We start from the raw sequence: 15501 nt of genomic DNA on the forward strand, positions 1-15501 counted from the left end.
GATATTGAGCCATGTTTTCAGAGAAAGAAATTAAGGAAATCAGCAACGAAGCCACAGGGGCAAACATCGAACCCGCAGCACTGCTCGCCATAGCGGAAGTCGAGAGCGGCGGGACGATCTTCTACAAAATCAATGGACGCTATGAACCGCCCATTCGTTTCGAGGGGCACTATTTCGACAGGCTTCTCCCAATTGAGGAGCGGCGGTTTGCCCGCTCCAAGGGCCTATCGAGCAACCTGGCGGGCGGCGTTAAAAATCCGGCATCGCAGGAAGCGCGATGGAAGTTGCTTGAACAGGCCGCAGCAATCAACCGGGAGGCCGCTTACAAATCCGTGTCTTGGGGCATCGGCCAGGTCATGGGTGAAAACTGGGAGCATCTCGGCTACCCCAATGTGGATGCACTTGTTGAAGAGGCACGCAGTTCCCTTGCGGGGCAAGTCAGGATCATGATCCGCTTCATTCTCTGGAAGGCGCTGCGTTCGGCATTGCGGCGTCATGATTGGAAGCGGTTCGCCTATTGCTATAATGGACCAAGTTACGCTGAGAACCACTACACAACAAAACTGAAGCAGGCCTATGCGCGCTACGTCACGCTATTGGCCGGTATGCGACCATTGAATTCGCCGAAACCTGCTCTTGATGTGGACAAAACAGTCACACATCATTAAATCGATTGAACCCCAGAACCAGCGGAGAGATTGACATGGCTCAGAAGACCGATTTGCTTTTACCCGTCCTCAAAGGCCAGCCGGTTATTCCGGTCATTCTCATCCATGATCTGGCTGATGCCGTTCCCCTCGCCCGCGCTCTGGCTGCGGGCGGGCTTCCCGCCATCGAAATTACGCTTCGCACGCCAGTTGCGCTTGAAGCCATTCGTGCCGTGGCCAATGAAGTGCCGGAGGCCATTGTTGGCGCCGGTACCATCCTCAACGCCCGCCAGTATGAAGAAGCGAGTGCCGCCGGCTCACGCTTCATCGTCAGCCCCGGCGCAACACCGCAGCTTCTCAAAGCCGCGAACACCGGCAAGGTGCCACTGCTTCCCGGTGCCATTACCCCGGCAGAAATCATGTCGTTGCGCGAAGAAGGCTATACGATGCTCAAGTTCTTCCCGGCCGAACAGGCAGGCGGTGCTTCGTTCCTGAAGTCGCTGTCTTCACCATTCGCCGGAACCCTGTTCTGCCCGACAGGCGGTATCGGTGCAGCCAATGCGAAGACTTATCTTGACCTGCCGAATGTCGTCTGCGTTGGCGGTTCGTGGGTCGCCCCGGAAAATCTGGTCAAAGCCGGAAACTGGGATGAGATCACTCGCCTTGCCGCGGAAGCTGTGAAATTGGCAAAGGCCTAGAGCGCTTTTTCTGCATCGCCTTGGTGCGTGGTTCGCCCTTCGACAAGCTCAGGAGCTCACCATGAGGGAAATTGTAGATTGCAGAGACACCGTTTATCTCCCCCTTGCGGGGGAGAAAGCGATTTCAGCATCTTAGCCTCTTGGCTAAGTGCTAGAAATCGCAAGAGAGGGGAATTCGTTAAACCAGCTTACCCCCTCCCTTGGATTTTCTAAGGATTTAGCGAAGAGGCTAAATCCAAGAAAATCCGTTCTCTTCCGCAAGGGGAGAGATAATCAGTGCCCCGCCTTGCAGCAGCGCTCTCCCTCATGGTGAGCTTGTCGAACCACGCACAATCGAATTGCAATCAGATATCAAACAAAAAGGGCGGCTCTGGAGCCGCCCTTTCTTTTGAACTATTGGCCAACAATCAATTGGTTGTGGTGAACTTCGCAATCGACATGAACGTAACGGCCTTGCCGGTGAACTTGTTGGCATCGGCAACGGGAAGCGCTTGCTGGAAACCAGCTGTGTAGACAGTGGTTGGTGCAGCGCGCATTGCTTCATTGCGCAGAACAGCCGGTTCAACATTCGGCGAAGTTTCCGCCACCTGCTGGTTCGACAGAGCACGATCAGACACATCCGATGAAACCTGAATAGCCTTGTTGCCCTGGTTCTGGGCTGCCTGACGGCGCGGCTTGGATGTCTTATTGGTCGTGATCACACCACTATCAAGCATGGCAACCGGATCGGCAGAGCCGCCGGCGTCGAGCATCGTGCGGCGCAACGAGGGCTGCGGTTCAGCCGAGGCCATCTGCGTGTTCTGAGCGGCTGCAGGCTTGTTGCGAACAACGCGGCCGCCAGTGGTCGCTGGCAAGGTTGGCATGGCCGATGCAGGCTGGACAGTCGCAACAGCCGGCGCCTTCGGATGGGCGGCATCGGACTGCTTGATGATTGTTTCCAGATCATCATGCGGCACCTGAATCTCTTCCTGATCCGCAACGACGGCAGCTTTTGCGGTCGGCATGGCCGGACGCGGATTTGGCACAACAGATGCAACCATCATATCACTATGCTTCGGACCGGTTTGCGGCTTGTCGAATGGCACAGGAACCAGCGCATTGACCATTTCCGGCTGCGCAGGTGCAGGCTCATTTGCCGGTGTATCGACATTGGCCGCAATCATATCACGTATCGCACCAGCGCTATCCGTAGGACGCGGGGTCGGCAAAGCGGCAACCACTGTCGATGGCTCTTCAGCCAATGCATTCAGCGTATCCGGTGCACCTGCTGCCGGCGCCGGCGCATAATCCGGGCGGCGCAGAGGTACTGGAACAGCAAACGCCAGGGCAGCATTGTCTTCCGGCGAAGCGGCAACCGGCGCATCAGGACGCGGCGCTGTCAAAGGTGCAGGCGCATTGCGCGTCGGCAAAGCAGGAGCTGCAGTGGCAGGCTGTGCATCAGCAACGCCCGGCAGTGACGATGGAGCGGCACCGCCTTCATCATCATCCGATGCCGCCGCTGGAGCCGCACGGGCTACACTGCGCGATGGCGTGGGAGCCGAAGCGACTGCAACGCCGCCTTCGCTTGAATCCTCTTCATCATCAGCACCGCCGCCGCCAAAGAGCAAACCAAAGAGGGTCTTGCCACGACGGCCGGAGCTTGAAGAATTGCTGGCAACCTGAATGGAACCACCGCTGCGTTTGCGCGATTCATAAGCGGCAACAGCCTGCTCATAGCCGGGCAATGGCTTGCCATCCGAAGGTATATGCATGGTCTTGCCATCGGGGAACACGGCAAGCAGTTCGCGGCGGCTCATGCGCGGCCACATGCGGACATTGCCGACATCCGTATGGACGAAAGGCGAGCCCGATGTTGGATAGTAGCCAACGCCGCCAGCCTGGAACTTCAGCGCAGTGACGCGCAGTGTCGAAAGTTTCACGCCGGGAAGGTACCAGTCCATCGCCTTGCCAAGCATGTGCTGGCTGGTTTTTGCCACGCCGCGCGAACGCGAACGGAGCATGGAATTGGTCGAAGGGGGAGCGATAGGCGGATACAACATGGATGTAATCCGACCCGCCAACGGTCTGATAAACCTGCCAGACCAGATCGAACAGACGGGGATCCATCTTGGTCGGTTCATTGCGGCGCCAGTCACGCAGGAACTGGTTGAGCTTATTCAAACCATCCTGCTGATAGCGGCCATTTTTCTTGAACGTGATCTCGGCGCGCTCTTTTGTATGGATAAAATACAGCTTCAGAGTCCGGGTTTCAGCGGAAGCCTGCGCCGATGCGAACAGCATCGACCCGAAGACCATGAGGAACACAAACCAACTGGCGCGTACTAAAGAACCTGCCGTCGATTTGCCGTTCTGTGCATGAATCATGTTTGACAATGTCGTCCCAACCTTGACCGTTTTTTCCAGTCCCCGAATATCTGGATTATCCGATTTAATGGTTAATGGTCACTTATTGAAGAACAAATACGTTGAGAGCATGGCAATAAACCAAACGAAAGCAGCTGATTTGTGACATGGTCAACGGGTGGTTAACAGCATAATTAAGACGTTTTGGTGATAGAATCTACCCTCCACAAGTCTTACCCACGCACGTTTTGTAAACGCAGCATACGCAACTGGAACAAACGCCAATGAACTCTTAAGCTTTGGCCGCCTGAACTTATCTCCCATGATTCGCGTTTAAACAAGCTGCTGGTCGTCAAAAATACGGTGTCAGAATGAATTTCGAAATCGCTACTCCCACTGCTGCAAACACACCTTCCGGAAAGTCAGGTGCGGCAGCAATAAAATCCGAGCAAACAGCGCTTGGCGCTTTGCCCGAGTGGAATCTCACCGATCTTTATCCATCGGCTGACAGCAGCGAACTCAAGGCGGACCTGAAAAAGGCCGATGAGCTTGCCGTTCTCTTTGCCAATCGCTGGAAGGGTAAACTGGCGGATGAAGCCGCCAAACCGCGTGGTGGAGACTTTGCCGAAGCCATCAAGGAATTCGAGGTTCTTGAAGAGCTGATTGGCAAGATCGTCTCCTATGCCGGCCTTGTTTATGCGGGTGATACGTCCGATCCGAAGCGCGCCAAGCTCTATGGCGATATCCAGGAAAAGATGACCAATGCCAGCGCGCACCTGATCTTTTTCAGCCTCGAACTCAACCGCATCGATGATGCGGTGATCGAAAAGGCAATGGACGGCAATCCTGCCATCGGCCACTACCGGCCATGGCTGGTCGATTTGCGCAAGGACAAGCCTTATCAGCTCGATGACAAGATCGAGCTGCTGTTCCACGAAAAATCCATCACCGGACGCGGCGCATGGAACCGGCTGTTTGATGAGACCATGACTGCCCTGCGCTTTGACGTTGATGGTGAAGACCTTGCGCTTGAGCCCACACTCAACATGCTGCAGGACGCCGATGGGGCCGTCCGCAAAAAGGCATCCGATGCGCTTGCCAAGACCTTCAAGGAAAATCTGCGAACCTTTACGCTGATCACCAACACCCTGTCGAAGGACAAGGAAATTTCCGATCGCTGGCGCGGTTTCGAAGATATTGCCGACAGCCGCCACCTCGCCAATCGTGTGGAGCGGGAAGTTGTCGATGCGCTGGCGGAGGCCGTACAGGCGGCCTATCCGCGCCTTTCGCACCGGTATTATGCCTTGAAGGCCAAATGGCTCGGCCTTGATTATCTCAACAACTGGGATCGCAATGCACCATTGCCGGAAACACCGCAGGCCATCATTCCATGGACCGAGGCGAAGGATACGGTGTTAACCGCCTATCGTGGCTTTGCGCCGGAGATGGCCGATATTGCCAAGGAATTCTTCGACAAGAACTGGATCGATGCCCCGACGCGTCCCGGCAAATCGCCGGGTGCCTTTGCGCATCCGACAGTCCCATCTGCCCACCCCTATGTCTTGCTCAATTATATGGGCAAGCCACGCGACGTGATGACGCTGGCGCACGAACTTGGCCATGGCGTGCATCAGGTGCTTGCGGGTGGTCAGGGTGCCTTGATGGCGTCAACGCCGCTGACACTGGCCGAAACGGCATCAGTATTCGGCGAAATGCTGACCTTCCGCTCGCTGCTGGAGAAGACCAAGGACAAGCGCGAACGCAAGGCTATGCTGGCGCAAAAGGCCGAGGATATGATCAACACGGTCGTGCGGCAGATCGCCTTCTATCTGTTTGAGCGGCGCGTTCACACCGAACGGGCCAGCGGCGAGCTGACGTCTGACCGCATCGGCGAAATTTGGCTGGATGTACAGAAGGAAAGTCTCGGACCTGCAATCAAGTTCGGTCCAGGCTACGAAACGTTCTGGACATACGTTCCGCATTTCATCCATTCGCCGTTCTATGTCTACGCCTACGCGTTTGGTGACTGTCTGGTGAATTCGCTCTATGCGGTTTACCAGAATGCCGACACGGGCTTTCAGCAAAAATATTTCGACATGCTCAAAGCTGGCGGGACAAAGCATCACTCCGAACTGCTCGCACCTTTCGGTCTTGATGCCACTGACCCGGCTTTCTGGCAAAAAGGTCTTTCGGTCATTGAAGGCATCATTGACGAGCTGGAGGCAATGGATAGCTGAGAATGGCTGCTCCGGCTCACACGCCCTATGATGGTTCGGCGCAACCTTTCACCATCGGGTTGCACCAGCTTGACTTGAAGGATTGGATCGAGATTGACGACAATCTCGTTCCTTATCTCCGGGAGAAGCGGCGTCTGTTTGGGCTGCACGCGGACAAAATCTTCGTCGAAGAGCCCGGCACAAGCGAAGCGCAGAAAGAGGTTTTCACGCTTCTCAGCGATCATCTCGTGCAACACTATCCTGCTCTCTATGCAAAGGACGGCGAGACCATTGCAATCACCGGATGGGATAATTCCGGTGAAGCGGAAACACCCTTTCTGCATCGGGCAGCCAATCTTGTGCAGGAAGATCTTGTTCTGATGCGCAAGGACGAGCAGCGCGGCTGGCATCTGGCAGCCGCTTCACTCTCCTTTCCATCCTCGTGGACCTTGCTGGAGAAGTTTGGACGCTCGATGGAAGACATCCATGCTCCGGTCCCAGATTTTGGCACGGGCACGCGCAATGCCGGGCTGATCAGCCGGATGTTTGACAATCTGCGGCCGGACCGTTCGGTCTATCGCATGAACTGGTCACTGCAGCCGGATGGTGATCTCTACCACCCGCTTTCCAGCCACCAGAAAGGCGCGCGCTATTCCAACGAGCATATCGTGGCGCAAAGCTTTGTCCGGGTCGAGCGGCAGACTTTACGCAAATTGCCGGTTTCGGGCGACATCCTGTTTACGATCCGAATTCATCTTGATCCAGTACAGGCTCTCAAAAAGCATCCGGAATGCCGCGCAGTCGCCGAAGCCTTTGCGGCTCAGCTCCTGTCGCTCAACGAAGCGCAAGCGCACTACAAAGGCATTATTGCTATCCGCGACCGGTTAGTCAGCGCCTTGAAGACGCTATAATTCAACTCAATTAACAGTAGTTACAGTTTTAGCCCCATTCGGACCAAGGGTTGTTTGCTCTTTGTCATCACTATGCTCTATGGTTTCTTTGAAGCGGTGAAATAACCGCTGCCCTCATTGATGGAGATTAAAAAATTAGGAGTAGCAAAAAAATGGCGAAGGCGAATTGGCCTGTACATGCAGAAATCACGGGCCCGATTGTCATGATCGGCTTTGGTTCCATCGGACGGGGTACCCTGCCCCTTATCGAGCGCCACTTCAAATTCGATAAATCCCGCCTGGTCGTTATCGACCCCAGTGATGCCAACAAGAAGATTCTTGACGAACGTGGCATCCGCTTCATTCAGGAAGCTGTTACCAAAGAAAATTACAAGACGCTGTTGAAGCCATTGCTGACCGAAGGCGATGGACAGGGCTTTTGCGTCAATCTCTCGGTCGATACATCGTCTGTCGATATTATGCGCCTTTGCCGCAAGGTTGGCTCGCTTTACATCGACACAGTGATCGAACCATGGGCCGGCTTTTACTATGCTGGCGGCGACAATGCCAAGCGCACCAATTACGCTCTGCGCGAAACACTTCTGGCTGAAAAGCGCCGCAAGCCGGGCGGACCGACAGCGGTCTCCTGCAGTGGCGCCAATCCCGGCATGGTGTCGTGGTTCGTCAAACAGGCTGTAGTCAATCTTGCCAATGATCTTGGCATCGAGCATGCGGAACCAGCGCGCAATGACCGCGATGGCTGGGCACGCTTGATGAAACAGACCGGCATCAAGGGCATCCACATTGCCGAGCGCGATACGCAGCGCGCCAACGGGCCCAAGCCGTTTGGTGTTTTCTGGAATACATGGTCCGTGGACGGCTTCATTTCCGAAGGTTTGCAGCCGGCGGAACTTGGCTGGGGCACCCATGAAAAATGGCTACCCAAGAACGCCCGCAAGCAGAAGAAGGGCAACAAGGCCGCGATCTTCCTCGAACAGCCCGGTGCCGATACCCGTATCCGCACTTGGTGCCCGACCGAAGGCCCGCAGTTCGGCCTTCTGGTAACGCACAATGAAGCGATCTCGATTGCGGATTTCTTCACGGTCTTCGACAAGAAAGGCAAGGCGGCCTATCGCCCAACCTGCCATTACGCCTATCACCCATCCAACGTCGCAACCCTTTCGCTCGATGAAATGTTTGGTGCTGCCGGTCAGCCGCAGCCGATCCATCACGTGCTTGAGGAAAGCGAAATCGTCGATGGCGCCGATGAGCTGGGCGTATTGCTCTATGGCCATGACAAGAATGCCTACTGGTATGGCTCTCAATTGACCATCGAAGAAGCCCGCAAGATGGCGCCTTATCAGAATGCGACCGGTTTGCAGGTCAGTTCTGCGGTTCTGTCCGGCATGGTCTGGGCACTGGAAAACCCGGATGCCGGTATTGTCGAAACCGACGAGATCGATTTCCGCCGCTGCCTCGAAATTCAAAAGCCCTATCTTGGGCCTTTGAAAGGTCACTATACCGATTGGACGCCGCTGGAAAACCGTCCTGGTTTCTTCAAGGAAGACATCGATACCAGCGATCCCTGGCAATTCCGCAATATCCTTGTACATTAAAAGACAACGGCAACCCTCGGGTTGCCGTTTTTCTTTGAAGGTTGCGCGGGCCGGGCTCGAGGCAAAGTTTCCCCGTTGCCACGCCCGCTGATGCGTCTGGCTGTTGAAAGGTGGGAAAGACGGGCGGTCCTTGGAACGCGGTCTTGGATTGGTAGAATGGGGGTTGCGATCTTTCGGACTACCCGCCCAGCGATTTCTGTTTCCGTCCGTTCCACCGTGGCGCACTGACCGATATCAGGCATTTTCGCCTGATTGGGACATTTGCGTCCCGTATCGCGCGACTTTGCCGCGAGTGCCCGTCAAGACACATGCCGGCCATAGTACCGGCCCTGGAACATTGGACGGAACCTCCCCGGAGCTTCGGGTTCCGTCGACCCGAAGCGCGGAGGCGCCGGTCCTTTCCGACTTTCGAACGGTTCCGGAAGCATTCCCGCCGGAAAGGACATGCGGATAATACAACAGGTTTGGAGAGTGTGGATAAGTTTGCAGGGTTTTCTTCATTTCGTACGTTTTTACAATAACTTGGGCGATGAGAAGGAGAGATTGCACTGCTATTGTGCGTGGTTCGACAGGCTCACCATGAGGGGTTGGGTTGATTGCAAAGCTGATTGTCGGTGCAGCGGAAAGATCGCAGAATATAGCTCCCTGCAATCCTCACTCTCCCTCATGGTGAGCTTGTCGAACCACCCACCCCTGTTTTTGCACTCTCCCACTGTTTGGTCTCCACCCCGGACCTAGCGGTCCGACCCTCCCCACAGGTGGGAGGGTAAGGGGTGGTGCCTTCTGCAACATCCAATACGGCACAATCGTTCCCTGCAATCCGACACAGCTATGCACTCATCAACTCAATCATTCTCCTCCCCACCGCCTCCACCTCCATAATTGACAACATAAACACTTACACATATTAAGATATAAACACATTGTTATGTCTTTATGGAGCCTTCCGATGAATCTTCTCAATGCCGGATTGTTCTCTCTTGCTGCGATTGTTCTTTTGGGCTCACCCGGTCCGGGCATTGCAGCGCTCATTGCCGTAGGCCGGGAAAAGGGCTTTGCCGGCGGCCTTGGTTTCTACACGGGCCTGCAAGCCGGACTTGCCCTTGCCGCCGGTATCAGCGCCGCGGGATTGTTTTCAATCGTCCAGACCTTACCAGCGCTGATGACGGCGATGACTATTCTCGCCACCCTCTACCTGCTCTATCTCGCCTATAGCATCATCACAGCACCGGTCGGCGTTCAATCCGGCAAAGGCTCTCGCTTTGCCGGAACCACGCTCGGCGGTTTTCTGTTGGGGATCACCAATCCGAAAGCCTATATTGCTTTCATATCACTGATGGCGTCCTATCCGATCATCAGTGCCAATACGTCCGCTGATGTCAGCGTCAAATGGCTGGTGTGCGTCATGGTGATGATCGTGGTCGATATTCTCTGGTTATGGCTGGGCGTCATCATCCAGAAAGCCAATATGAAGCCGCAGGCCGAGCGCGGTCTCAATATTGTCATGGGCGGTACGATTGCTGCGACAGCCTTTATTGCACTGATCTGAAATACCGTGGAACTTTGATGGCATGCAATCATTCCTGATACCGGCAGAGACGCGCAATGCAGGCTCGAGCGGAAATACTCGCAAATTCCATAAAACTTAAGTCTTGTTTTCGCTTGGTTTTCACGGCATTTAAAGGGCAACCTCATCAGGAGAGTGATCGGATGAAACGTTTTTCAATGGCCTTCAGCGCTGCGACCATGACGCTGGCACTTGCTGCTTGCCAGACTGGCTCCAATCAGGACAGCGGACCGGTGGAAGTTTCCCGTCCCGTCGATGCCGTTCAGGGCCAATGGTCGGATACATCAGGCTTCGCCTTCTCAAATTTTAATGGCGGCGTCTTCGAAAGTCGTGCCAATGATACCAAAGAAAAGGTGGCTGAAGGCAGCTATCGCTTTGTTTCGGGAAATCTGATCGAAATTAACCTTCGCTCTCTAATCCGAGGTACCCAGTCTAAAATCAACTGCTCGCTCGTTAATGCGGGTCAGCTCAATTGTACCCCATCATCGGGCGCACAGTTTACATTGACACGCCGCGCCCCAGGCCAGGCCGGTTGATTTAAAACCTGCTATGCTGGCGCCGATTGATCTGCGCCAGCCTCCCTTTTGTAGCAGAGGCGGCAAAAAATGCCGCCGTTCCCTTGCAAGCCATCGCAACAAATGAAACCATCGTCCACATCTGTCACACAGATCAATGGACCGGTGACAGCATCAGGCGATCGCAACAGGGAGCAGATCATGTCCAAAATCCTCACCAGAATTTTGCTCAGTACCTCCGCCCTCACCATGACGGCCGGTGTGGCAATGGCCGACTACACGCTGAATATTCTGCACATCAACGATCAGCATTCGCGTATTGAAGAAATCAACAAATACGATTCCACCTGCACGCCTGAAGAAACCAGCAAGAACGAATGTTTTGGCGGTATCGCCCGGGTGAAAGCCAAAATCGACGAGCGCCGCGCCGCGCTGTCGAAGGATGGCGGCAATGTTATCGTGCTCGATGCGGGCGACGAATTTCAGGGATCGCTGTTCTATACGACTTACAAGGGCGACGACACTGCCGAGTTCATGAACGGCATCGGCTTCGACGCCATGGCGCTTGGCAATCATGAATTCGATGACACTGCGGAAACGCTGGCAAAGTTCCTCGACAAAGTGACATTCCCGGTTATTTCCACCAATACAGAAGCTGCCGAAGGTTCGCCCATAGCGGGCAAATACAAGCCCTATCTGATCAAGGAAATTGGCGGCCAGAAGATCGGGATTGTCTCAGCCCTCACCCGCGATACGGCGGAAATATCAACCCCCGGACCAACGGTAAAATTTGCCGACGAAATCGAGACCTTGAAAAAGGCGGTCGAAACCTTGAAGGCCCAAGGCATCAACAAGATCATCGCGCTCAACCATGACGGTTATGTCAAGGACAAGGAAATTGCCGCTGCTGTTGACGGCATCGATGTGATTGTCGGTGGACACAGCCACACATTGCTGTCGAACACCGATCCGCAGGCGCTTGGCCCCTATCCAACCCTTGTCAAAGGCCCTTCCGGCCGCGATGTGCCGATTGTCCAGGCCAAATCCTACTCAAAATATCTCGGCGAGTTGAAAGTCACCTTCGATGATGACGGCAACGTCACCAAGAGCGAGGGCGCGCCGATCCTGCTCGATTCCTCTGTGGTCCCCGATGCGGCCTATGCCGCGCGGATCAAGGAACTGGCAAAACCAATCGAAGAACTCAAAGCCCGCAAGGTCGCTGAATCCGGCGGTGTGATCGAGGCGGCGCGCGAGGTTTGCCGTGCGGTGGAGTGCTCCATGGGCAATCTGGTCGCCGACGCCATGCTGGACCGGGTCAAGGATCAGGGCATGACCATGGCTATTATCAATGGCGGCGGCTTGCGCGCGTCGATTGATGCGGGTGACGTGACGATGGGCGAAGTGCTCACAGTTCTGCCATTCCAGAACACGCTGTCGACATTTCAGCTCAAGGGCGCAGATGTGGTTGCTGCACTGGAAAACGGTGTCAGCCAGATCGATCAGGGCGCCGGCCGCTTTGCGCAAGTCTCGGGTCTTAAATATGCATTCGACGTGTCAAAGCCTGTCGGACAGCGCGTCTCTGCGGTGGAAGTCACGGATGGCGGCGGCTGGAAGCCGATCGACACGGCTGCAACCTATGGCGTGGTTTCCAACAACTACATGCGGGCTGGCGGTGACGGTTACAAGATTTTCGCCACCAATGCGCAAAATGCCTATGATTTCGGCCCAGGCCTTGAAGCCGTTGTTGCAGATTATCTGGCCAAGAAAACGCCCTACAAACCCTATACGGACGGCCGCATAACGGTGATTGCTGCCGCGGCCCAACCGGCAGCCTCTGCGCCTCAAGCGGCGGAACCGGCCAAGCCCACAGTTGAAGCTGCCAAACCAACCACTAAAACCGTCGCTCTCCTTACCAAGAAGCCATCAGGCCAACCGACCACCTACATCATCAAGCGCGGTGACAACTTCTGGAATATTGCCAAGGAAGTTTATGGCAATGGATTTGACTGGAAGAAGCTGGCGGAAGCCAATCCGGAAATGGTCATCATGAAACTGCCGATTGGCAGCGAGATGAAAATTCCGGCACGCTGATCGCCACCAGGACAAACGGTCCGAGGGAAGACATTTCAACCCGGCATAACTTGAATGTTGTGCCGGGTTCTTTCATATCTCACCTGATTTTCTTCGCTGATGGCGATTTATCCTCCTTTGCTGCGGCTTTTCGCGCCCTTGCAATCATCGCCTTCGCCACTAGGTTCCACACGCAAAACAGGAGTTGATGCGGATGACGATGTCTGGTGAGGTTGGTGTGGCAATAAACAAGCCCGGCGACCATCCGCGCATCGAAACGTCGAAGGTCGGCGTGCTCCTCGTCAATCTCGGCACGCCCGATGGCACAGATGCAACATCCGTGCGGCGCTATCTCAAAGAATTTTTGTCGGACAAGCGCGTGATCGAATGGCCACGCGCCATCTGGCTGCCTGTGCTCTACGGCATCGTGCTCAATACCCGTCCGAAAAAATCCGGCGCGCTCTATGCCAAGATATGGAACAACGAACGCAATGAGTCGCCGTTGCGCACTTATACCCGTGCGCAAGGTGAAAAACTTGCAAAGGCTTTTGCCTCGCATCCGAATATCGTCGTCGACTGGGGTATGCGTTACGGCCAGCCTTCGATTGAACAGGCACTGGAACGGCTCGACCAGCAGGGCTGCAAGCGGATCGTCATGTTTCCGCTTTATCCGCAATATTCGGCAACGACCACAGCCACCGTGAACGATAAATTCTTTGAGGCTCTGATCAAGATGCGCTTCATGCCGGCAACGCGGACTGTACCTTCCTATCAGGATGAGGCGGTCTATATTGATGCTCTGGCGGTTTCCATCGAGAAGCATTTTGCGACACTCGATTTTGAACCGGAAGTGCTGATTGCCTCCTATCACGGCATTCCGCAAAGCTATTTCAAGCGCGGTGATCCCTATCCCTGCCATTGCTGGAAGACGACGCGCCTGCTGCGCGAGCGGCTGGGCTGGGATGAAAAGAAGCTGATCACCTGTTTTCAGTCACGCTTTGGACCGGAAGAGTGGATGCAGCCCTACACCGACAAGACGGTCGAGAAACTCGCCAAAGACGGGGTGAAGTCTATCGCCGTGTTCAATCCTGGCTTTGTCGCCGACTGCTTGGAAACGCTTGAGGAAATAGCAGTGGAGGCGGCAAAAACCTTCCATGAAAATGGCGGCATCAATTTTACCCACGTCCCCTGCCTCAATGATTCCGACGACGGCATGCGGGTGATCGAAGAGCTGGTCCGGCGTGAATTGCAGGGCTGGATCTAATCCAACGCCGCGCCCCTATAAATCACCGCTTAAGCCTTTCTGAAGTCAAGACTTTGGTCTATCTTGGCGTCGTCCGCATAAAGGACGATGATATGAGGTGACGTTGGTCCCAACGTCAGTCAAGGGGGAAGATAATGCCGTTCAGCGGTTTCGATTTTACCATTCCAGTACTGGTCCTTCTGGTTCTGGTGGTTTTGTTTGCGGGCGTGAAGACCGTGCCGCAGGGGTATAATTATACGATCGAACGCTTCGGCAAATATACCCGCACGCTTGCGCCCGGCCTCAGCCTCATCGTCCCGTTCTTTGATCGCATCGGCGCCAAGCTGAACATGATGGAGCAGGTGCTGGACGTCCAGACACAGGAAGTCATCACCAAGGACAACGCCAACATCGCCGTCGATGGCATTGCCTTCTATCAGATTCTCAATGCACCGCAGGCTGCCTATCAGGTTAGCGGGCTGCAGAACGCCATTCTCAACCTCACCATGACCAACATTCGTACCGTCATGGGTTCGATGGATCTGGATGAGCTCTTGTCCAATCGCGACGCGATCAATGACCGTCTGTTGCGTGTGGTGGATGAAGCCGCGCATTCCTGGGGCATCAAGATGACCCGCGTCGAAATCAAGGACATCAACCCGCCCAAGGATCTGCTGGATTCAATGGCGCGGCAGATGAAGGCGGAACGTGAAAAGCGTGCACTGGTTCTGGAAGCGGAAGGCAATCGGGCGGCGCAAATCCTCCGCGCCGAAGGCTTGAAGCAGGCACAAATTCTCGAAGCCGAGGGCAAGCGCGAAGCCGCTTACCGTGAAGCCGAAGGCCGTGAACGTCTGGCGCAGGCCGAAGCCAAGGCAACCGAACTGGTTTCGGCAGCCATCAGCAACGGGAATGTTCAGGCCATCAACTATTTCGTCGCCCAGAAATACACAGAAGCTTTCGGCAAAATCGCCTCCAGCACCAATCAAAAGATTATCCTGATGCCGATGGAAGCATCATCGCTGGTCGGTACGCTCGGTGGCATTGGCGCCATTGCGAAGGAAGTGTTCGGTGATGTTGCACAGGCAGAGCGCCCAACCCCACCGGCACAGCCGCCCCGTGGCCGCACGGTTCCGGGTACGAGCGGCGGATCCGGCCAGTCGTCATAAAAGGCCAGCGGAGGAGTTGCACTGATGTTGGAACATCTCTTCTATGAACTCGGCTCGTGGAACTGGGTCGTACTCGGCTTTATCCTGCTCATTCTGGAAGTGGCAGCGCCCGGCATCTTTTGCTGTGGTTTGGTATTGCCGCGATTATCGTCGGGTTTCTGACCATATTGGTGCTCGGGCCAATGTTTGCCATTGGCTGGCAGATACAGATTATCCTGTTTCTGATTCTCTCCGTCATCTCTGTGTTTATCGGCCGCCGCTTTATGGGCGCAACGGATGTGCCATCGGACGAACCCCTGCTCAACCGGCGCAACGAACAGTTGATCGGGCAGATCGTGGTACTGGAGGAGGCAACGGTGAATGGTCGTGGCCGGGCACGCATTGGTGACAGCTTGTGGCGCGTCAAAGGCCCTGATCTTGCCGCGGGAAGCCGTGTAAGGATTACCGGAACCGATCAGGGAACATTGGTGGTTGAGGCGGTTTAAGGTAAGTTTTGCACCACCCTCATGTTGCTTAGCCACTACTCTTTC

Annotated in this window: 13 protein-coding genes and 1 pseudogene; 12 read left to right on the plus strand and 2 right to left on the minus strand. The window is 55.2% G+C overall.

From position 1 onward, the window contains the following. Positions 1-11 precede the first annotated feature (11 nt). Together HB779_RS20210 and HB779_RS20215 are read left to right on the plus strand one after the other, a co-directional pair. The gene (locus tag HB779_RS20210) at positions 12-668 is read left to right on the plus strand and encodes an N-acetylmuramidase family protein (protein ID WP_188344006.1); all 657 of its coding nucleotides are present in this window, start codon (positions 12-14) and stop codon (positions 666-668) included. A 35-nt stretch (positions 669-703) separates the two neighbouring features. Continuing rightward, positions 704-1345: a 2-dehydro-3-deoxy-phosphogluconate aldolase gene (locus HB779_RS20215; RefSeq protein ID WP_188344007.1), complete on the plus strand. Its 642-nt coding sequence runs from the start codon at positions 704-706 to the stop codon at positions 1343-1345. A gap of 407 nt (positions 1346-1752) precedes the next feature. Here the strand turns inward: HB779_RS20215 and HB779_RS20220 are convergent, their stop codons facing one another. Both HB779_RS20220 and HB779_RS25795 read right to left on the minus strand, forming a co-directional pair. Beyond that, entirely contained in the window at positions 1753-3345 is a 1593-nt protein-coding gene (locus HB779_RS20220) for a DUF882 domain-containing protein (RefSeq protein WP_371823879.1), read from the minus strand. Positions 3346-3415: 70 nt separating this feature from the next. Continuing rightward, positions 3416-3709, minus strand: a pseudogene (locus tag HB779_RS25795) (DUF882 domain-containing protein); the annotation flags it as partial. A gap of 350 nt (positions 3710-4059) precedes the next feature. Between HB779_RS25795 and HB779_RS20225 the strand changes: the two are divergent. The 10 genes from HB779_RS20225 to HB779_RS20265 all read left to right on the plus strand — a co-directional run bounded on the left by HB779_RS20225 (position 4060) and on the right by HB779_RS20265 (position 15456). Further along, entirely contained in the window at positions 4060-5925 is a 1866-nt protein-coding gene (locus HB779_RS20225; protein WP_188344008.1) for a M3 family oligoendopeptidase, read from the plus strand. Positions 5926-5927: 2 nt separating this feature from the next. Continuing rightward, complete coding sequence (locus tag HB779_RS20230; protein ID WP_188344009.1) at positions 5928-6815, plus strand: DUF3445 domain-containing protein; 888 nt, start codon at positions 5928-5930, stop codon at positions 6813-6815. 152 nt (positions 6816-6967) lie between these two features. Further along, positions 6968-8410, plus strand: coding sequence for a homospermidine synthase (locus HB779_RS20235; RefSeq protein WP_188344010.1), 1443 nt, complete (start codon positions 6968-6970; stop codon positions 8408-8410). Between the two features lie 949 nt (positions 8411-9359). Next, positions 9360-9959, plus strand: coding sequence for a LysE family translocator (locus tag HB779_RS20240; protein WP_244642437.1), 600 nt, complete (start codon positions 9360-9362; stop codon positions 9957-9959). Positions 9960-10120: 161 nt separating this feature from the next. Further along, complete coding sequence (locus tag HB779_RS20245; RefSeq protein ID WP_188344012.1) at positions 10121-10513, plus strand: hypothetical protein; 393 nt, start codon at positions 10121-10123, stop codon at positions 10511-10513. Positions 10514-10693: 180 nt separating this feature from the next. Next, positions 10694-12583, plus strand: a complete 1890-nt coding sequence (locus HB779_RS20250) for a bifunctional metallophosphatase/5'-nucleotidase (protein ID WP_188344013.1) — start codon at positions 10694-10696, stop codon at positions 12581-12583. Positions 12584-12782: 199 nt separating this feature from the next. Next, positions 12783-13826 (plus strand): ferrochelatase, encoded by a 1044-nt coding sequence (hemH, locus tag HB779_RS20255; protein WP_371823943.1) that lies wholly within the window; start codon positions 12783-12785, stop codon positions 13824-13826. Between the two features lie 134 nt (positions 13827-13960). Next, on the plus strand, positions 13961-14971 hold the full coding sequence (locus tag HB779_RS20260) for an SPFH domain-containing protein (RefSeq protein ID WP_188344015.1): 1011 nt from the start codon (positions 13961-13963) through the stop codon (positions 14969-14971). Between the two features lie 24 nt (positions 14972-14995). After that, a complete protein-coding gene (locus tag HB779_RS25800) occupies positions 14996-15133 on the plus strand; it encodes a hypothetical protein (protein WP_371823880.1) in 138 nt (45 codons plus the stop codon). Positions 15134-15153: 20 nt separating this feature from the next. Next, positions 15154-15456: an NfeD family protein gene (locus tag HB779_RS20265; protein WP_371823881.1), complete on the plus strand. Its 303-nt coding sequence runs from the start codon at positions 15154-15156 to the stop codon at positions 15454-15456. Positions 15457-15501: the final 45 nt, after the last annotated feature.

The sequence above is a fragment of the Phyllobacterium sp. 628 genome (assembly GCF_014189505.1).
Taxonomy (GTDB): domain Bacteria; phylum Pseudomonadota; class Alphaproteobacteria; order Rhizobiales; family Rhizobiaceae; genus Phyllobacterium.